At 68.9% G+C, this 14902-nt stretch carries 11 protein-coding genes; 5 read left to right on the top strand and 6 right to left on the bottom strand.

The window, feature by feature from the left end:
- Nucleotides 1–5 precede the first annotated feature (5 nt).
- A complete protein-coding gene (locus ABN034_RS22145) occupies nt 6–2654 on the bottom strand; it encodes a cation-translocating P-type ATPase (protein WP_349692918.1) in 2649 nt (882 codons plus the stop codon).
- Between the two features lie 142 nt (nt 2655–2796).
- Between ABN034_RS22145 and ABN034_RS22140 the strand changes: the two genes are divergently transcribed.
- On the top strand, nt 2797–5481 hold the full coding sequence (locus ABN034_RS22140; protein ID WP_349692917.1) for a bifunctional acetate--CoA ligase family protein/GNAT family N-acetyltransferase: 2685 nt from the start codon (nt 2797–2799) through the stop codon (nt 5479–5481).
- Nucleotides 5482–5586: 105 nt separating this feature from the next.
- Here ABN034_RS22140 and ABN034_RS22135 read toward each other — a convergent pair whose 3' ends face one another.
- Both ABN034_RS22135 and ABN034_RS22130 read right to left on the bottom strand, forming a co-directional pair.
- On the bottom strand, nt 5587–5883 hold the full coding sequence (locus ABN034_RS22135; RefSeq protein WP_349692916.1) for a hypothetical protein: 297 nt from the start codon (nt 5881–5883) through the stop codon (nt 5587–5589).
- A 50-nt stretch (nt 5884–5933) separates the two neighbouring features.
- A complete protein-coding gene (locus tag ABN034_RS22130; protein WP_349692915.1) occupies nt 5934–6416 on the bottom strand; it encodes a hypothetical protein in 483 nt (160 codons plus the stop codon).
- Between the two features lie 131 nt (nt 6417–6547).
- Here ABN034_RS22130 and ABN034_RS22125 point away from each other — a divergent pair, with 131 nt between their 5' ends.
- The gene (locus ABN034_RS22125) at nt 6548–7222 is read left to right on the top strand and encodes a class I SAM-dependent methyltransferase (RefSeq protein ID WP_349692914.1); all 675 of its coding nucleotides are present in this window, start codon (nt 6548–6550) and stop codon (nt 7220–7222) included.
- Here ABN034_RS22125 and ABN034_RS34510 read toward each other — a convergent pair.
- Complete coding sequence (locus tag ABN034_RS34510; RefSeq protein ID WP_502879076.1) at nt 7179–7607, bottom strand: GNAT family N-acetyltransferase; 429 nt, start codon at nt 7605–7607, stop codon at nt 7179–7181. The two genes, ABN034_RS22125 and ABN034_RS34510, sit on opposite strands and share 44 nt — an antisense overlap.
- Before the next feature lie 192 nt (nt 7608–7799).
- Here ABN034_RS34510 and ABN034_RS22120 point away from each other — a divergent pair, with 192 nt between their 5' ends.
- Genes ABN034_RS22120 through ABN034_RS22110 form a run of 3 tightly spaced genes read left to right on the top strand, consistent with a single transcriptional unit; the run spans nt 7800 to nt 12323 of the window.
- Nucleotides 7800–8819 (top strand): LacI family DNA-binding transcriptional regulator, encoded by a 1020-nt coding sequence (locus ABN034_RS22120; RefSeq protein ID WP_349692913.1) that lies wholly within the window; start codon nt 7800–7802, stop codon nt 8817–8819.
- A 43-nt stretch (nt 8820–8862) separates the two neighbouring features.
- The gene (locus ABN034_RS22115) at nt 8863–10743 is read left to right on the top strand and encodes an exo-alpha-sialidase (protein ID WP_349693085.1); all 1881 of its coding nucleotides are present in this window, start codon (nt 8863–8865) and stop codon (nt 10741–10743) included.
- The gene (locus ABN034_RS22110) at nt 10740–12323 is read left to right on the top strand and encodes an arylsulfatase (RefSeq protein WP_349692912.1); all 1584 of its coding nucleotides are present in this window, start codon (nt 10740–10742) and stop codon (nt 12321–12323) included. Before ABN034_RS22115 ends, ABN034_RS22110 begins: the two co-directional genes overlap by 4 nt.
- Before the next feature lie 107 nt (nt 12324–12430).
- Here ABN034_RS22110 and ABN034_RS22105 read toward each other — a convergent pair whose 3' ends face one another.
- Both ABN034_RS22105 and ABN034_RS22100 read right to left on the bottom strand, forming a co-directional pair.
- Entirely contained in the window at nt 12431–13681 is a 1251-nt protein-coding gene (locus tag ABN034_RS22105) for a galactose oxidase (RefSeq protein ID WP_349692911.1), read from the bottom strand.
- Nucleotides 13678–14862 carry a sialidase family protein gene (locus tag ABN034_RS22100; protein ID WP_349692910.1) on the bottom strand — a complete coding sequence of 395 codons (1185 nt, stop codon included), beginning with the start codon at nt 14860–14862 and terminating at the stop codon, nt 13678–13680. Before ABN034_RS22100 ends, ABN034_RS22105 begins: the two co-directional genes overlap by 4 nt.
- Nucleotides 14863–14902: the final 40 nt, after the last annotated feature.

Genomic DNA, 14902 nt, shown 5'->3' with positions numbered 1-14902 from the left:
CCGCCTCAGGCGTGCTCGTTCCGGCCGGTCCCCCTCGCGGTGGAGGCCGTCGCCGACCGCTCGGAGTGCAGGCGGCGGTCCAGGCGCACGGCGAGATACCCGGCGAAGGACACCACGCAGACGAGGCCGAGGTCAGCGAGCGCCAGGGGTTCGGTACCCAACAGCTCCCGCAGCAGGGGAACGTACAACCCCGCCAGCATCAGGACGAAGGACGCACCCACCGCGACCAGCAGGAACGGGTTGTCGCGCGTCCCCGGGCGGGCGCGCGAGCCCAGGGCGACACCCAGCTGTGTGGTGGCGAGCGTGAGGTAGGCCATCGACTGCCACGGCCGCCCGGTCGACGCCGCCCAGACCGCCACCCCCAACGTCACGGCGGCGAGGACGACGGCAATTCGCGGGATCCGCTGCCAGAGTCCGGCACCGAGGATCCGCTCCGCCGGCGGACGTGGTGGCGAGCGCATCACGTCGGCACCGGCAGGTTCGGCGCCCAGCGCGACCCCTGGCGGGCCGTGGGTCATCAGGTTGATCCACAGGATCTGGGCGGGCTGCAGCGGAAGCGGGAGCCCGAGGAAGGGGCCGACCAGCATCACCATGATCTCCGCGGCCCCGCCGGACAGGCCGTAGACGAGGAACCTCCGCACGTTGGCATAGATCCGCCGACCCTCCTCGACCGCCGTGACCAGGGTCGCGAGCTCGTCGTCCGCCAGCACCAGGTCCGCGGCCTCTCGGGCGACCTCCGTACCACGCCGTCCCATGGCGACACCGATGTCGGCGCGGCGGAGAGCCGGCGCGTCGTTCACCCCGTCGCCCGTCATCGCCACGACCTGGGACCGTCGGCCATAGGCATCGACGATCCCGAGCTTCTGCTCCGGATTCGTTCGCGCGAACACAGCGCAGTCGCGCGGGTCCGGGACGCGCTCCGGATCCAGGTCGGAGCCGTCCATGACCACCGGGTCGTCACCGCCGATCCCGACCTGGACAGCGAGGGCGCGGGCCGTGGCCCGGTGATCGCCGGTGATCAGCACCGGAGTGAGCCCTGCCTGCCGGCAGGCGGCGATGGTGGCCGCGGCGGAGGCACGCGGCGGATCGGCAATGGCGACGAGACCGAGCAGGCGCAGCCCTTCCTCCACCTCAGGCAGGAGTCCTGGGGACGGACCGCCCGCGGCCGGGAGCGAGGATCGCTGGCCGGCGGCCACCGCGAGTACGCGGTAACCCTGACGGGCGAACTCGTCGGCACGGCGCTCCGCCCGCCGGAGCGTCGCGGCGTCGTCGCTGGTGATCGGCGCGCGCAGCACGACTTCGGGAGCGCCCTTGCAGATCACCTCGAAGCGCCCGGACGCTTCGCGGTGCACGGTGGTCATCCGCTTGCGGGCGTTGTCGAACGGGACCTCGCCGACCCGCGGCCACTCCCGCTCGAGCGCCGTTCGGGTCAGGCCCATCTTGGCGGCGGCGGCCAGGAGCGCCGCCTCGGTCGGGTCGCCGGCCGCGGTCCAGGACTCGATCGCGGCGTCCCCGCCTCCCCTGGCGCCGTTCGGGGTCGGTGGGCGAGGCGGAACAAGTGCGGCATCCGTACACAACGCACACGCGCGAAGCAGTGCGGCCACGTCCGGGGCGCGCTCTGGGTCCAGTGGCATGCCGTCACGCTCAACGCGACCCTCCGGTGCGTAGCCAAGGCCCGTGACGTCGGCCTCCCCGTCGACCGTCCACAGCTTCTGCACGACCATGGCGCCCTCGGTGAGAGTGCCCGTCTTGTCGGTGGCGATCACGGTGACGGATCCGAGCGCCTCCACCGCCGGCAGGCGCCGGACAATTGCCTGCCGGGCCGCCATCCGACGGGCACCCAGAGCCAGGGCCAACGACACGACAGCGGGCAGCGACTCGGGCACGGCGGCGACCATGAGGCTGACCGCGGTCAGCACCATCAACTCGACCGGTTGCCCTCGTACGACACCGAGGACCAGAACCACCAGGCACAGGACGGCCGCCGCCAGCGCCAGCGTCCGGGCAACACCGGCCAGGCGCTTCTGCAACGGCGTCAGCCCCGGAACCGGTGCGAGCAGGGCGGCAACCCTTCCCATGGCGCTCTCGGCGCCGGTCGCCGTGACCACCGCCCGGCCGCGTCCGCGTACGACGACAGTGCCCGCCGACACCTCGCCACCGGGCTCGCCGGCCGGGACGGCGCTCTTGTCCACCGGTACCGCCTCGCCGGTCAGCATCGACTCGTCCGCGGCGAACGCGACCGCCTGGACCAGCCGAGCGTCCGCGGCGACGATCTCCCCCTCGGCAAGGACCAGGAGATCACCAGGCACCACGGTGTCGATGCCGACCTCGCGCTCCACGCCGCCGCGGATCACCCGCGCCGCCGGCGCGGCGAGAGCGACGAGTTGCTCGACCGCCCGGTCGGCGCGTACTTCCTGTGTGACACCAACCGTCGTGTTCACGGTGATGACCAGCAGGATCACGGCCGCGTCGGCGAAGTCCGCCGTGACGATCGTGAGGACGGCGGCGGCGATCAGCACGACGATCAACGGGTCACGTAGCTGGTTTGCGACCCGCCGTACGAGGGAAACCCGGCCTGGTCTGGGCGGCAGGTTCGGGCCGACCTCCTCGAGTCGCCGGGCGGCCTCAGCCTCGGACAAGCCTTCCGAAGCCATCGGTCCTACCGATGGCACCGGCTCTTCCGATGGCATCGGTGTCGCTCCTTTGTCCAGCGGGCCCACTCACGCCTCCTGGGGTGTCCAACTCCTCTCCTCCTACGTTCCCGCACCCGTAACGTGTGGACCGGGAGACCGGCACATGCGCGAGAGTGAGTCCTCGACCGCGGCGCCTCCGGTGCAGGAGGTGCGAGCGGCGCTGACCGACGGGCGGATCGTGGTGGTTCGTCCGCTCGGGCCCGCTGATCTCGGCCAGCTTCGAGGCCTTCACGCCGGCCTGCCGGAGCGCGACCGCTACTTCCGGTTCTTCACCACTCGACCCGCCGGCATCGACCCGCTCCTGCGAAAGCTCGTGGGCACCGGCGACGCCCACCGGCTTGCGCTGGGCGGATTCATCGGCGGGTCACTCCTGGGTGTGGCGCACTACGAAACCCTTCCCGACCCCGCCGAGGCCGAGGTCGCCCTCGTGGTTGATCATCACCACCAGGCGCACGGGCTCGGCACCTTGCTCCTCGAGCACCTGGCGTCGGCGGCTCGGTCCCGCGGGGTGCGCCGCTTCGTGGCCGAGGTGTTCCGCGAGAACGCGGCCATGGTGAGGGTCTTCCACGACCTCGGGCTCCCCACCACCATGCATACCGAAGGGTCGTCGTACGAGGTCGCCGTCCAGCTCGTCGGCGGCTACCCGTCGGCTGTGGGCGAGCGGGAGCGACGCGCGGACGTGGCCAGCCTGCGTACCGTTCTGCGGCCTCGGTCGGTCGCCGTCGTCGGCGCCAGCCGGCGGTCCGACGCCATCGGCCACGCCGTACTGGCCAACCTGCGCGACGGCTTCGACGGCGCCTGCTACGCCGTCAACCGAAACGCCACCAGCGTGAACGGTCTTGCGGCGGTGGCCACAGCACGAGACCTCCCCTCCGGCGTGGACCTTGCCGTTCTCTGCGTACCGCCCGCGGCCGTCGCCCAGGCAGCGGAGGACTGCGGCGTCCGCGGCGTCCGCGCCCTCGTCGTCATCACCTCCGGCCTGGACGAGGAACAGGCGGCCGCGCTCAAGCGGGCCGTCCGCAGCCACGGGATGCGACTCGTCGGCCCGAACTGCCTCGGCGTCGCCAACACCGATCCGGACGTACGCCTCAACGCCACCTTCGCCAGCGGCCCGCTACCCGTCGGACGGATCGGCATCGTGACCCAGTCCGGGGGCGTCGGCATCGCTCTCCTCGAGCAGTTCCGTGCGGTGGGCCTCGGCATCTCCACTCTCGTCTCGACCGGAGACAAGTACGACGTGAGCAGCAACGACCTGCTGATGTGGTGGCACCGCGACGACACCACAGACCTCGCCGTCGTCTACGTCGAGTCGTTCGGCAACCCGCGAAAGTTCGCCAAGGTGGCTCGATCTCTGGCCGAGCGCAAACCGGTCCTTGCTCTGCGTACTGGCCGTACGGAGGCGGCGCAGCGCGCTGCCGCCTCGCACACGGCGGCGACCGCCACGCCCGTCGTCGCCAGGGACGCCCTGTTCGACCAGGCTGGCGTCATCTCCGTCGACAGCCTCGCCCAGGTGCTGGCCGTGGCGTGCATGCTGAGCTGGCAGCCGCCGCCCCAGGGAAACCGCGTCGCCGTCATCGGCAACGTCGGCGGAATCGGGGTCCTCGCGGCCGACGCCGCGGCCGAACGCGGGCTGTCGCTGCCGGAACTCGGTGAACAGACCCGCGCCGCGCTGGGGTCACTTCTGCCGCCGACGGCGAGTCTGGACAACCCGGTCGACACGACGGCCGGCATCTCCGACCAGACGTTCCATACCTGTGTACGCACGGTCCTCGACGACCCGTGCGTCGACATCGTGCTCGTCCTCGCCGCTCCGACCGCACTCGTCCGCCCGGACGTCGGACTCGCCGACAGTGTGGCCGGCGCCAGCAAGCCGGTGCTCGCCGTCCGGGTGGGCCAAACCGCGGTTGTCGAAGGGCTGCGACCGACGCGCTCCACCGACAGGACCGTGCCCGCGTTCGGCGATCCAGCGGTGGCAACCGACGCACTACAGCGGTGCGCCCGGTACGGGACCTGGCGAATCCGGCCGCCGGGCACGGTGCCGGACCTGCCGGGCATCGACATCGACGCGGCCAGGGCACTCGTCGACGACATCCTTCACAGGCAACCGACCGGCTGCTGGCTCGACCCGGACTCGGTGGCCGCCCTGCTCGGGCACTTCGGACTCCCGCTGCTCAGAGGCGTCGTCGTCACCGATCCGCAGGCGGCGGTCGCCGCGTTCCACGACGTTGGGCACCCGGTGGCAATGAAAGCGATCGCCGAGAACCTGCAACACAAGACCCGCGGCGGCGGCGTCGCCCTCGCCGTGGCGGACGAGACCCGGATCCGTACGACCTTCGCCAGCTTTCGGAACCGGTTCGGACCTCAACTGCGCGGCGTACTCATCCAGCCCATGGCCGAACCCGGGCGAGAGCTCCTGGCCGGCCTCCACAATGACCCCACGTTCGGGCCGTTGGTCGCCTTCGGCCTCGGGGGCGTGGACACCGACCTGTTAGCCGACCGCGCCTACCGGCTCGTACCCATGACCAGCCACGACGCCGAGGAGATGATCGCCGCCCTGCGCGCGTCCCCCATGCTGTTCGACCCACAAGCGATCCCCCGCCTCGACACCGAGGCTCTCGCGGACGTCCTCCTGCGGGTCAGCCGCCTCGGCGAACTCCTACCCGAGGTCGCCGAGATCGACCTCAACCCCGTGATCGCCTCAGGAGACGGCTGTCGCATCGTGGACGCAAGAATCCGCGTGGGGCCAGCCGAGCCGGTCGACCCGTACCTCCGCCGCCTACGCGCCTGACCACGGTCTTGTCCCGCACCTGACCGTGACTGAATCTGTACTTCTGCCTTCTCATGCCGAGAACAGGCGGGCCGCCTGGGAAGGCTCACCCGCCAGTGCCGTCGGCTAGTCCGTGATCTTGGGGTGGGCCGTGCCCGCATGAACAAGCCACACTGTGCGCCGCTCCTCGTCGAGCAGGTACCAGACGCGCGACTTGCTCGTGACCTCGATCTGCCACAGGGGCAGGTCTCGACCGTTGTGGCGACCTGTCTTGAGCTGCCCCTTGAGGCGGTGGTGGCGACTGGTGGGTGGGGCGGGGGCGGGGTTGCTGCGCACCTGCGACCATGCCCACACCGTGTTCGACTCCGCCTGCCGGCACAGGTCCTCCCACCCTTTGACAGCGTCGGAAGTCCCGTAGCGCACCTCCCACTCCCCACCGGCAGGCGGAGCGACGCCCTCTCCGCGCTTGGGACTCACGCGACGGTGCGGGGAGCGGGGATGGGACCAAAATCGCCGGTGGTGCCCCGAAGCAGGACGGCCGCGAGGTCTGGATCGGCGTGGACCTCCGCGGTGGCTCGCCACTCAGCGATGGCCTGGACTACCGGTGCAGGGTTGTCGAGGTCGGCAGATGCCTCGAACACCTCGGTCAACTCGGCCACGAACTCCCCGAGATCATCAGCGGGGAGGAACCGAACCCATGGGAAGACCTCGCGCATCAGGTCGAGCCCGAGCTGGGACCGGGTGACCGGGTTCCGCAGCACAGCCGCGAGCAACCGCGCCGCGGTGCTGACCACCTCGGCGTCCTGCTCAGCCCTGGCCGCCAGAGTCAGCACGAGGTCTTCATCTCCCCGGCGGCGTAACAGCAGCGCCCGACGCCGCGTCTCGCGCAGACGCGCCACAGTGTCAACCGGATGATTGACCAACTCCGAGAATGCCGCCTCATCTATCGCTCCCACGACTACGTAACTACCTTGAAAGTCGAGCGACGTCGAGAGCGCCTCACCGCGCATCTCTCGGACGAACCACCCATCTCGGCCGTCCCCCTACCATTTGGGGTCGGTTGCGGTTTCGCTAACGTGCCAGCGACATGGTTGAGGACCCGTACCGCGATGAGCGGTTCGTAGCGCGGTATGAGATCGACAATCCTCCGAGCGACGACCACGCGTACTACCGGACGCTCGCTGACGAGATCGACGCAAAGAAGGTCATCGACCTGGGCTGCGGCACCGGGCTCCTCACTCGTGCGCTCGCAACGCCAGGCCGGGTAGTGATCGGCGTCGACCCGAGCGCAACGATGCTGGACTACGCACGTCGCCAGCCGGGCGCCGAAGCCGTTTCCTGGATCCATGGCGACGCAACCAAGCTCGCCGGCTCCGGCGACGCCGATCTGGCCGTGAGCAGTGGGAACACGATGATGCACATCAGCCCCGAGGCCTGTCCGACGGTCCTGGGCTCCCTTGCGGCCGCGCTCAGACTCGGCGGGGTGATCAGCTTCGAAACCCGCGATCCGGACGCCAGGGAGTGGGAACGCTGGAACCCCGCTGAGACCTCGATCGAGCGCGACACCTCGTTCGGTCACGTCCGCGAGTGGCTCGTGTGGCGTTCGACGCGCACCACCACCGTTCTGTACTTCCGAACCGCCGAGGACATCACCGCCGACCTTGAACGTGCCGGATTCAGCGATGTCGACGTGCGCGGCGGTTGGCACAACGAACCCGTCACGGCCGAGTCCCGAGTTCTGGTCTTCCGTGCGACAAGGTGACCGTCCCGTTCGGCACCCAGTAGAGCCAGGGTCCGGTACATCGGACGAAGCCGGAGGAGCGGTAGAAGTGAGCCGCCTGGTCGTCGGCGGCTGAGACAAAGACGACTTCGGCGCCTGACGCTTCGAGCCACCTCCGACATTCGTCCAGCAGACTCCCTCCGGTTCCGACGCCACGCCCTTGAGCCTCCACTACGAGCTCTGCAACGGATCCATACGCCTCGCGGCCGTAGTCGACAAGCGTCGCGACCGCCACTCCAACCACGCGATCGCCGTGCGTGGCGACGAACGTACGAGCCTCCTGACGGACGTGAGGCAGGGTCACGGCGTCTACCCCATCCGGATGTAGTTCGAGCAGCACGCGCCGGATCTCGGCCTCATCCGCCATCGTGGCGGTGCGAACCGTGATGCTCGCGTGTTCATCGTGGCGTTCGGTCACGACTCAACTCCCTCGGGACAACGGGACTCGTTCCAGAATGCCTCGATGGGTGCGACCCAGCATCTTGACGCTCGTCGCGGGTGCGCATTATCGTCCCGAGCATGGTTAACCGGGTAACCACGCACGGACTGGCGATCCGCGATGAGTGAGCCACCGCGGGCGCCCACGGTGGCCGACGTCGCTCGGTTGGCCGGCGTGTCCAAGGCGACGGTGTCCTATGTCCTGAGCGGTCGCCGCTCCGGCAGCAGTCGGGTGAGTGAGGAGACCCGGCAGCGGGTACTCGACGCGGTTCGATCCCTCGGCTATGCGCCCAACCAGTCTGCCCGGGCACTGAGTCGTCGGCGGACCGATCGGGTGTGCCTGGTGCTCCCGCGACTAGGCGCACCGTATTTCGAGCAGCTCGCCTGGGATCTCACGACAGCGGTTGCCCAGCACGGCTTCACCCTCGTCCTCGCGATTGCCGATGAGGACGACGGGCGACCCGTCATCATGGAGCAGCTGCGTCGTCGTCTCACCGACGGCGTGGTTGTGGCTGAGGGCGTCCATCTGGCGCCGGATGACCTCGCCGCACTGGTCCCGCTGAACGTGGCGGTCGTCACCATGACGGACGATCCGGTGCCCCCTGGCATCGATGCCGTGCGAAGCGACGCCTCCGAGGCCTGTCGTGGCGCGGTCCAGTACCTCGCCGCAGAAGGGCACCGGCGGATCGCGTTCATCGGCCACTTCCTGTCCAAGGGCCGTCGCCACCGCAAGTACGACGACTACAGAGCAGGACTCCGCGCCAGTGGCCTCCCTCTGGATCGCGGGCTCGTGGTCGCCGGTGCCGCGTCGCGTGCCGAGGCGTACCGCAACGCGCAGAAGCTCCTCGCCCAGCCCCACCGACCCTCTGCCGTGTTCGCGGCGTCGGACATCGCAGCCGTCAGCACGATGTGGGCCGCACGCGACGCGGGACTTCGTGTGCCAGACGACCTGGCCGTCGTTGGCGTGGGCGACATCCCCGAGGACCTTGTGATGAATCCCCAGCTCACCACCGTGGGCCCTACCTCTGCCGGCGCAGCCATTGTCGCCGATCTGCTCATCAGTCGGCTCACAGGCGAGGCGCCGGCCGAGGGGAGGACTCGCCTGCAGACGTGGGAGCTCGTACGCCGAGGCTCGGCATAGCGCACGATCCGTGACCCAGCGAAGGGAGACACCTGTGCCGACAATGCGGCGCCGTGATCTGTTGAAGACGGTCGGACTTGCCGGAAGCGCCTCCATGTTCGCCGCCGGTATGTGGTCAGAAGTGGCTCATGCCGCAGCTGGCCATGCCCTCGAACGCGTCACGGTGTTCGAAAGAGGCGAAACCGCGGACTACCACACATTCCGCATCCCACTCATCGTGCGAGCCGCTGACGGTACGCTGCTCGCGTTCGCGCAGGGACGCGTCGACAGCGCCGAGGACTTCGGCCATATCCAGTTGGTGCTCAAACGATCCGCCGACGGCGGACGGACCTGGGGGCCGTTGCAGCTGGTCGCCGCAGACCCACCGAATCGACTGGCCAACCAGTCGGCCGTCGTCGACCAGGTGACCGGACGGATACACCTGTTCGTCGTCCGGACCGGAGGCGACGTCACCGGTGATGACATTGCGAACGATCGAGTCAGTCCGGAAGACGCACCCCGCCCGTTCGTGATGTACAGCGACGACCATGGTGTCACCTGGTCGGACTGGCGAGAGATCACATCCGACGTCAAAGTGGACGGCATGCGGCACTACGTGGGCGGGCCGACGCATGGCATCCAGTTGACCACCGGTCCTCATGCCGGACGGCTCCTCATGCCGGGCAACCACAACTTCCTTCCCCAGACCGACGAGCATCCCGCGGTCGTCGGCGTTCACGTGATCTACAGCGACGACCACGGCGAGTCTTGGCAGATCGGCGGAGCGATCGGCGAGTACGACGACGGGATAGTGGTTCCCAACGAGACCGCGGTGGTCGAACTTGCCGACGGCACGCTGTACTTCAACACGAGAAATCAGCGAGGCACGGCCTTCGGCAACCGCGCCGCGACGACCAGCAGCGACGGTGGCGCCACGTTCGACGGCCCGTTTCAGATCGTGCCGGACCTGATCACTCCCATCGTCTCAGGATCGCTGCTGGAGGCGACTCGCCGGACAGACAAGCACGAGCGGACCATCTTTGCCGCCCCGGCACACCCCTCGTCACGGGAACGCCTCACGCTCAGGTCGAGTCTGGACGGCGCCGCGTCGTGGCGGGAGAGCCTGGTGGTCTACGACGGTCCGTCGGGGTACTCCGACCTTGTCGAGATCGTCGATGACAACTCCAGCATGCTGGGCGTCTACTACGAGAACGGCCCGCGGCTGTCCGACGATTCGGCCCTCACCTATCACCAGCGGCTGAGCTTCGCCCGGGTGCCGATGGAGTTGCTCGATGTCCCCATCCCGTCGCCGTCGACGACGCCTGAGGAGTCAGGGCACGGGAACACGGCGGTGGTCAGCGGGAGACCGAGACTGGTCGCCGGGAAGTTTGGCAGGGCGTTGGACCTCGCCGGCGACTATGTCGAGATACCGCTCGACCCGTCAATCGATCTTGGCGACAATCCATTCACTGTGGCGTTGTGGTTCCGTCCCAGTGACCAGCGTACGCAGCGCATCGCCAACGCGTTCAACTACGAGTCCTTCCCACAGTGGCTGATCGACATCAGCCCGGCCAGGCTCCGCTGCCAGGTCCGCACCGAGACAGCGCTCGGCACGGCTCAGCTGGCGGGGAACTTCGCGGACGGCACCTGGCACCACGTCGCGATGCGGCGTGGTGACCAGCAGGTACTGACCCTGTATCTCGACGGTGAGCCGGTCGCGACCGCCGATGCGCCGGTTGGCGGCTCGGTGTCCGCGCGTGCGTTGGCCGGCATCCGCATCGGTGCCCGCATGGACGGCATCAACCATCCGTTGGTCGGGACCGTGGATGAGGTGTACCTGTTCGATCGTGCACTCACTGCGGCTCAGATCCGCGACCTGACAACGGACAACACCTACCCCGCAGGGACCGCGCTGGTCCACCTCCCGCTGGAAGTTGTGCAGTGACGAGGCAGGAGGGCAGCTCTCCCAACATCGTCCTGATCCTGGCGGACGACCTGGGATTCAGTGACATCGGTTGCTACGGCTCTGAAATCCGGACACCGAACCTCGACCGGTTGGGCCACTCCGGCGTTCGCTTCACGCAGATGTACAACGCCGCTCGTTGCTGCCCTTCGCGTGCCTCATTGATGACCGGGCTCTACGCGCACCAGACCGGTATAGGGCACATGATGGCCGACTGGGGATCCCCGGGCTACCGGGGTTTCCTCAACCGGAGTTGCGTCACCATCGCCGAAGCGCTGCGGGTACACGGCTACTCCACCTTGATGACGGGCAAATGGCACGTCGGCGGTCCCTACAACAGTCTCGACGCCGAGTCCTGGCGTGCCGGTGACCCTACGCATCCCATTCCCACGCAACGCGGCTTCGACCGCTTCTACGGCATCGTCGCCGGAGCGGCCAGCTACTTCTATCCGCGCACGCTCATGCGCGACGACGCGTTCATACCGCTGCAGACCTCCGACTTCTACCTGACCGATGCCATCAGTGACAATGCCGTGCAGATGGTGAAGGACGCCGCGGTGCAGGGCAAGCCGTTCTTCCTCCACGTCGCTTACACGGCGCCGCACTGGCCGCTCCACGCGCCCGAGGAGGACATTGCAGGCTACGAAGGCACCTACCGCCATGGGTGGGACTCCGTTCGTACGGCACGGCACGAGGAACTCAAAGGTCTGGGCATCGTCGACGCCGGCTGGCACATTTCGCCCCGGGACGAAGGGGCACCGGCCTGGGCGGAAACCCCTCACAAGGATTGGGAAGACCTGCGGATGGCGACGTACGCCGCACAGATCGCGGGCATGGACAGGGGCATAGGACGCATTCTCGATGAGCTTCGCGGTCTCGGTCTGGACAAGAACACGCTTGTCATCTTCGCTTCCGACAATGGTGGGTGCGCTGAGTTCCTCGCCGAGGACTCCCACCCTCACGAGCGTTTCCGTTACGACACCGATCCGCTCGACGGGCGTTCGATTCGCGTCGGCAACATCCCGGGCATGCGCTGCGGCCAGGCCGACACGTTCATGAGCTACGACCTGCCGTGGGCCAACGCCAGCAACAGCCCTTTTCGCCGATTCAAGCGATGGGTGCACGAGGGCGGGATCTCCACGCCGTTCATCGTCAGCTGGCCGGCCGGAATCGAACGGCCGGGCATCGTGCATGAGCCGACGCACTTCATCGACATCCTCGCGACCTGCCTCGATGTCGCTGGTGCGGTGTATCCCACCGAGTATGACGGCCACGAGATCACACCCCTTGCGGGGGAAAGTTTTCTCCCGCTCCTTCAGGGCAGGGATTGGACTCGGGAGCGGCCATTGTTCTTCGAGCACGAAGGAAACCGGGCGGTACGCCTCGGCCGCTGGAAGCTCGTCAGTGCGTTCGGGCATGACTGGGAGCTCTACGACATGGCCGAAGACCGCACGGAGCTCCATGATCTGGCAGCGAGGGACAGGTCCCGGGTCGCCGAGCTTGCCCGCTTGCACGACGAGTGGGCTCGGCGCTGCGGCGTCCGGCCATGGGATGGGTCCTGACACGCTGGGACAGAGCCATGATCGCGGTCCATGTTGGTGGTCATCCGGCCTGGACGCTCTGACCAGGTGGTGAGAGCGTCCAGGCTCGCACTCATCGACGACGCAGGTCATGCCGATGGCGCCGGCGTACCGGTTACTCGCCAGATCGTCGGGGTCCGTACGCCAGGTCGGATCTCGCCGCTCACGATCACGGTGTCGCCGCCCCACGTAACTGCGGGGGTTGTCACCTGCGGCGGTCCGGGGAAGCTGCCGACGACCGACCAGCGGTCCCGTCGCGGGTCGTAGCCGAGCACGTCGGTGTTGAACCCGGTGTGATGGTCCTGGATCCAGCTCAGGACGTCGTTGCGCCGGGCCCACTCCTGCGACCCGGCCGGTGCCTCGTCCCGCCAGGCTCCAACCTCCTGAATCCGGGTCCACCGGTCGAAGTCGCGGTCACCCGTGTACGCCACGAGCCCGGAGGTGTCCCCGGTCGCCAGGCCCGCGGTGATGCACCACGGCAGGTCGGCGATCCGGGTCCAGTGTCGACGACCCGGGTCGTAGGCGTAGGCGTCGGTGTAGAACTGCCACGACCTGTCGGCGCGCTGGGCCCGGCCGCTGAGCAGGTAGAACCGCCGTCCGTCCGACGCCGCGACAGCGACAGTACGGGGGTCGCCCGGCCACGACTCGAGCTCGGCCCAGCCGTCAGAGGTACGGGTCAGGTCGAGACCGAAGAACGAGCCGCCCTCCGCCACGTACACGGTGTCGCCGACCCGGGTCGCCGCGCCGTAGGACAGTGGCCGGGGAAGCGGCGGCAGGTCCTCCCGGGTCAGACCGCCGTCGTACCGCAGGTAGAACACGTCGGCGAACTTTTCGAGCGGCTTGACGGCCGTCCCGTTCGGGCCGCCCCGGAAGCCCTCGCCGCCGATGACGAGCACGCCGCGCTCGGTGCTGAGGCACGCCGAGTACGCCACGGCGTCGCCGAGCCGGTCGCCGACATCGAGCCACTCGTACGTCTCGCCGCGTCGGCGCAGCACGAACGCGTCGTCCCAGTACACCTTGCCGAGGGCGGGCTGTCGGTTGGCGGTGCGGCCTGGCTCGGGGAAGTTCGCGCCACCCGCGACGATCAGGAGGTCGCCGTGGGCGCCGGCGATCGGGCCGGCCAGGCCGAGCTGGTGCCAGTACGCCTCGCCGACCGGGATCTGGTCGGACCAGTCGGTTCGGTTGGCCGGTACGTCCGGCAGCCTCTGCCACTGCAGCCGGACGGAGCCGACCGCCGCAGCGGCGGCTCCTGTCGGGACGCCGGTGAGCAGGCCGCCGAGACCGACGCCGCCGGCCGCGAGGAGGGCGCGCCTCCTGGTTGTCATCGGACGCGGTGTCATCGGACGACCTCCTCGAGGGAGATCCGCTCGAACCGGATCGTCTCGTACGTGTCGTTCAGGCCGGTCTCGTACAACAGGCCGACGACCTGCCCGGGCAACTGCACCATGTCGGAGTAGGCGGCCCGGCGCTCGGACACGAGGTAGCGCTGTTCCCAGTTCTTGCCGCCGTCCTCACTCACTCGGATCGCCATCCGAGCCCGGCTGTTCGGATCGGACGGACCCGAGAAGAGCAGCGGCCAGCCCATCCCACGGACCTGAAGGACAGTGCCCTGGACGACGGGACCGACCAGGTCCGGCTGCGGCGCGTACGGTGCGACCAGCGACTCGCCGCCGTCCCTGGAGATCCCATCGGCTCGGGTCTCGGGTGAGGTGCCGTTCTGATCGCGGGTGTTGAAGTAGATCGTGCCGTCGGGTAGCTCGGCGGCCGTCGACTCGTTGGTGTTGAGAGCGCCGTCGAAGCTGTCGTCGCTGAAGCCGATCCGCCAGGTCTTGCCGCGGTCGTCGCTGTAGAGACTGTGCGCGCCGTAGTACTTCGGCTCGGCCCCGGTGTCGGTCGACCCCGGCGGCGGGGCACTCGAGTGGTTCGCCGGAACGACGAGCCGCCCGGCGTGCGGACCCTGGGTGAGCGCGATCGCATGGCCTGGTCCGGTCGCATACCAGCGCCAGTCGGGCTGCTTGGTGGTCGAGGTGATCTCCCGCAGCGGGCTGAATGTCTTGCCGTCGTCCCGGCTGACCTGGACGAACACCCGCCGGCTGTCCTCCGGTGGCACCTCGCCACGCAGGATCTCGGCCTCGGTCGCCGACCCGGCGTTGCGGGTGCTCAGCAAGACGAGGTCGCCTGTCGCAGGATCGACGACCGGCGCCGGATTGCCGATCGTGTTGTCGCCCTCGTCGGCGACGATCGCCTGCGTGCCCCAGGTGCAGCCGCCGTCGTCGGAGCGGCGGCGCACGATGTCGATCGACCCCGCGTCGGACCGTGACTCCCGCGCCTCGGCGAACGCGACCAGCGTGCCGTCGGCGGCCTGGATGATGGCGGGGATCCGGTAGATCTCGTAGCCACGCTCCCCGGAGACGAAGGGCACCGAGGCGGCGCACCGGCCGATGTCGTTCGCCGCGGTCGGGGCCGGCTGGCTGGCCGATCCCGTCGCGGGCGTGGCCGCCAGCCCGACCAGCGCTCCCACCGCCAGAACTGTTCCTCCTACGCGCAATGGGGTTCTCCGT

This window comes from Actinopolymorpha sp. B11F2, from assembly GCF_040195635.1.
Classification (GTDB): domain Bacteria; phylum Actinomycetota; class Actinomycetes; order Propionibacteriales; family Actinopolymorphaceae; genus Thermasporomyces.
The sequence above is the reverse complement of the archived record's forward strand: the minus strand, read 5'-3'. Positions and strand labels throughout refer to the sequence as shown.

Bases quoted from the DNA above. Each gene is read 5' to 3' on its own strand.
- ABN034_RS22145 (WP_349692918.1), bottom strand. From the start codon at position 2,654: ATGGCTTCGGAAGGCTTGTCCGAGGCTGAGGCCGCCCGGCGACTCGAG.
- ABN034_RS22140 (WP_349692917.1), top strand. From the start codon at position 2,797: ATGCGCGAGAGTGAGTCCTCGACCGCGGCGCCTCCGGTGCAGGAGGTG.
- ABN034_RS22125 (WP_349692914.1), top strand. From the start codon at position 6,548: ATGGTTGAGGACCCGTACCGCGATGAGCGGTTCGTAGCGCGGTATGAG.
- ABN034_RS34510 (WP_502879076.1), bottom strand. From the start codon at position 7,607: ATGGCGGATGAGGCCGAGATCCGGCGCGTGCTGCTCGAACTACATCCG.
- ABN034_RS22120 (WP_349692913.1), top strand. From the start codon at position 7,800: ATGAGTGAGCCACCGCGGGCGCCCACGGTGGCCGACGTCGCTCGGTTG.
- ABN034_RS22115 (WP_349693085.1), top strand. From the start codon at position 8,863: ATGCGGCGCCGTGATCTGTTGAAGACGGTCGGACTTGCCGGAAGCGCC.
- ABN034_RS22105 (WP_349692911.1), bottom strand. From the start codon at position 13,681: ATGACACCGCGTCCGATGACAACCAGGAGGCGCGCCCTCCTCGCGGCC.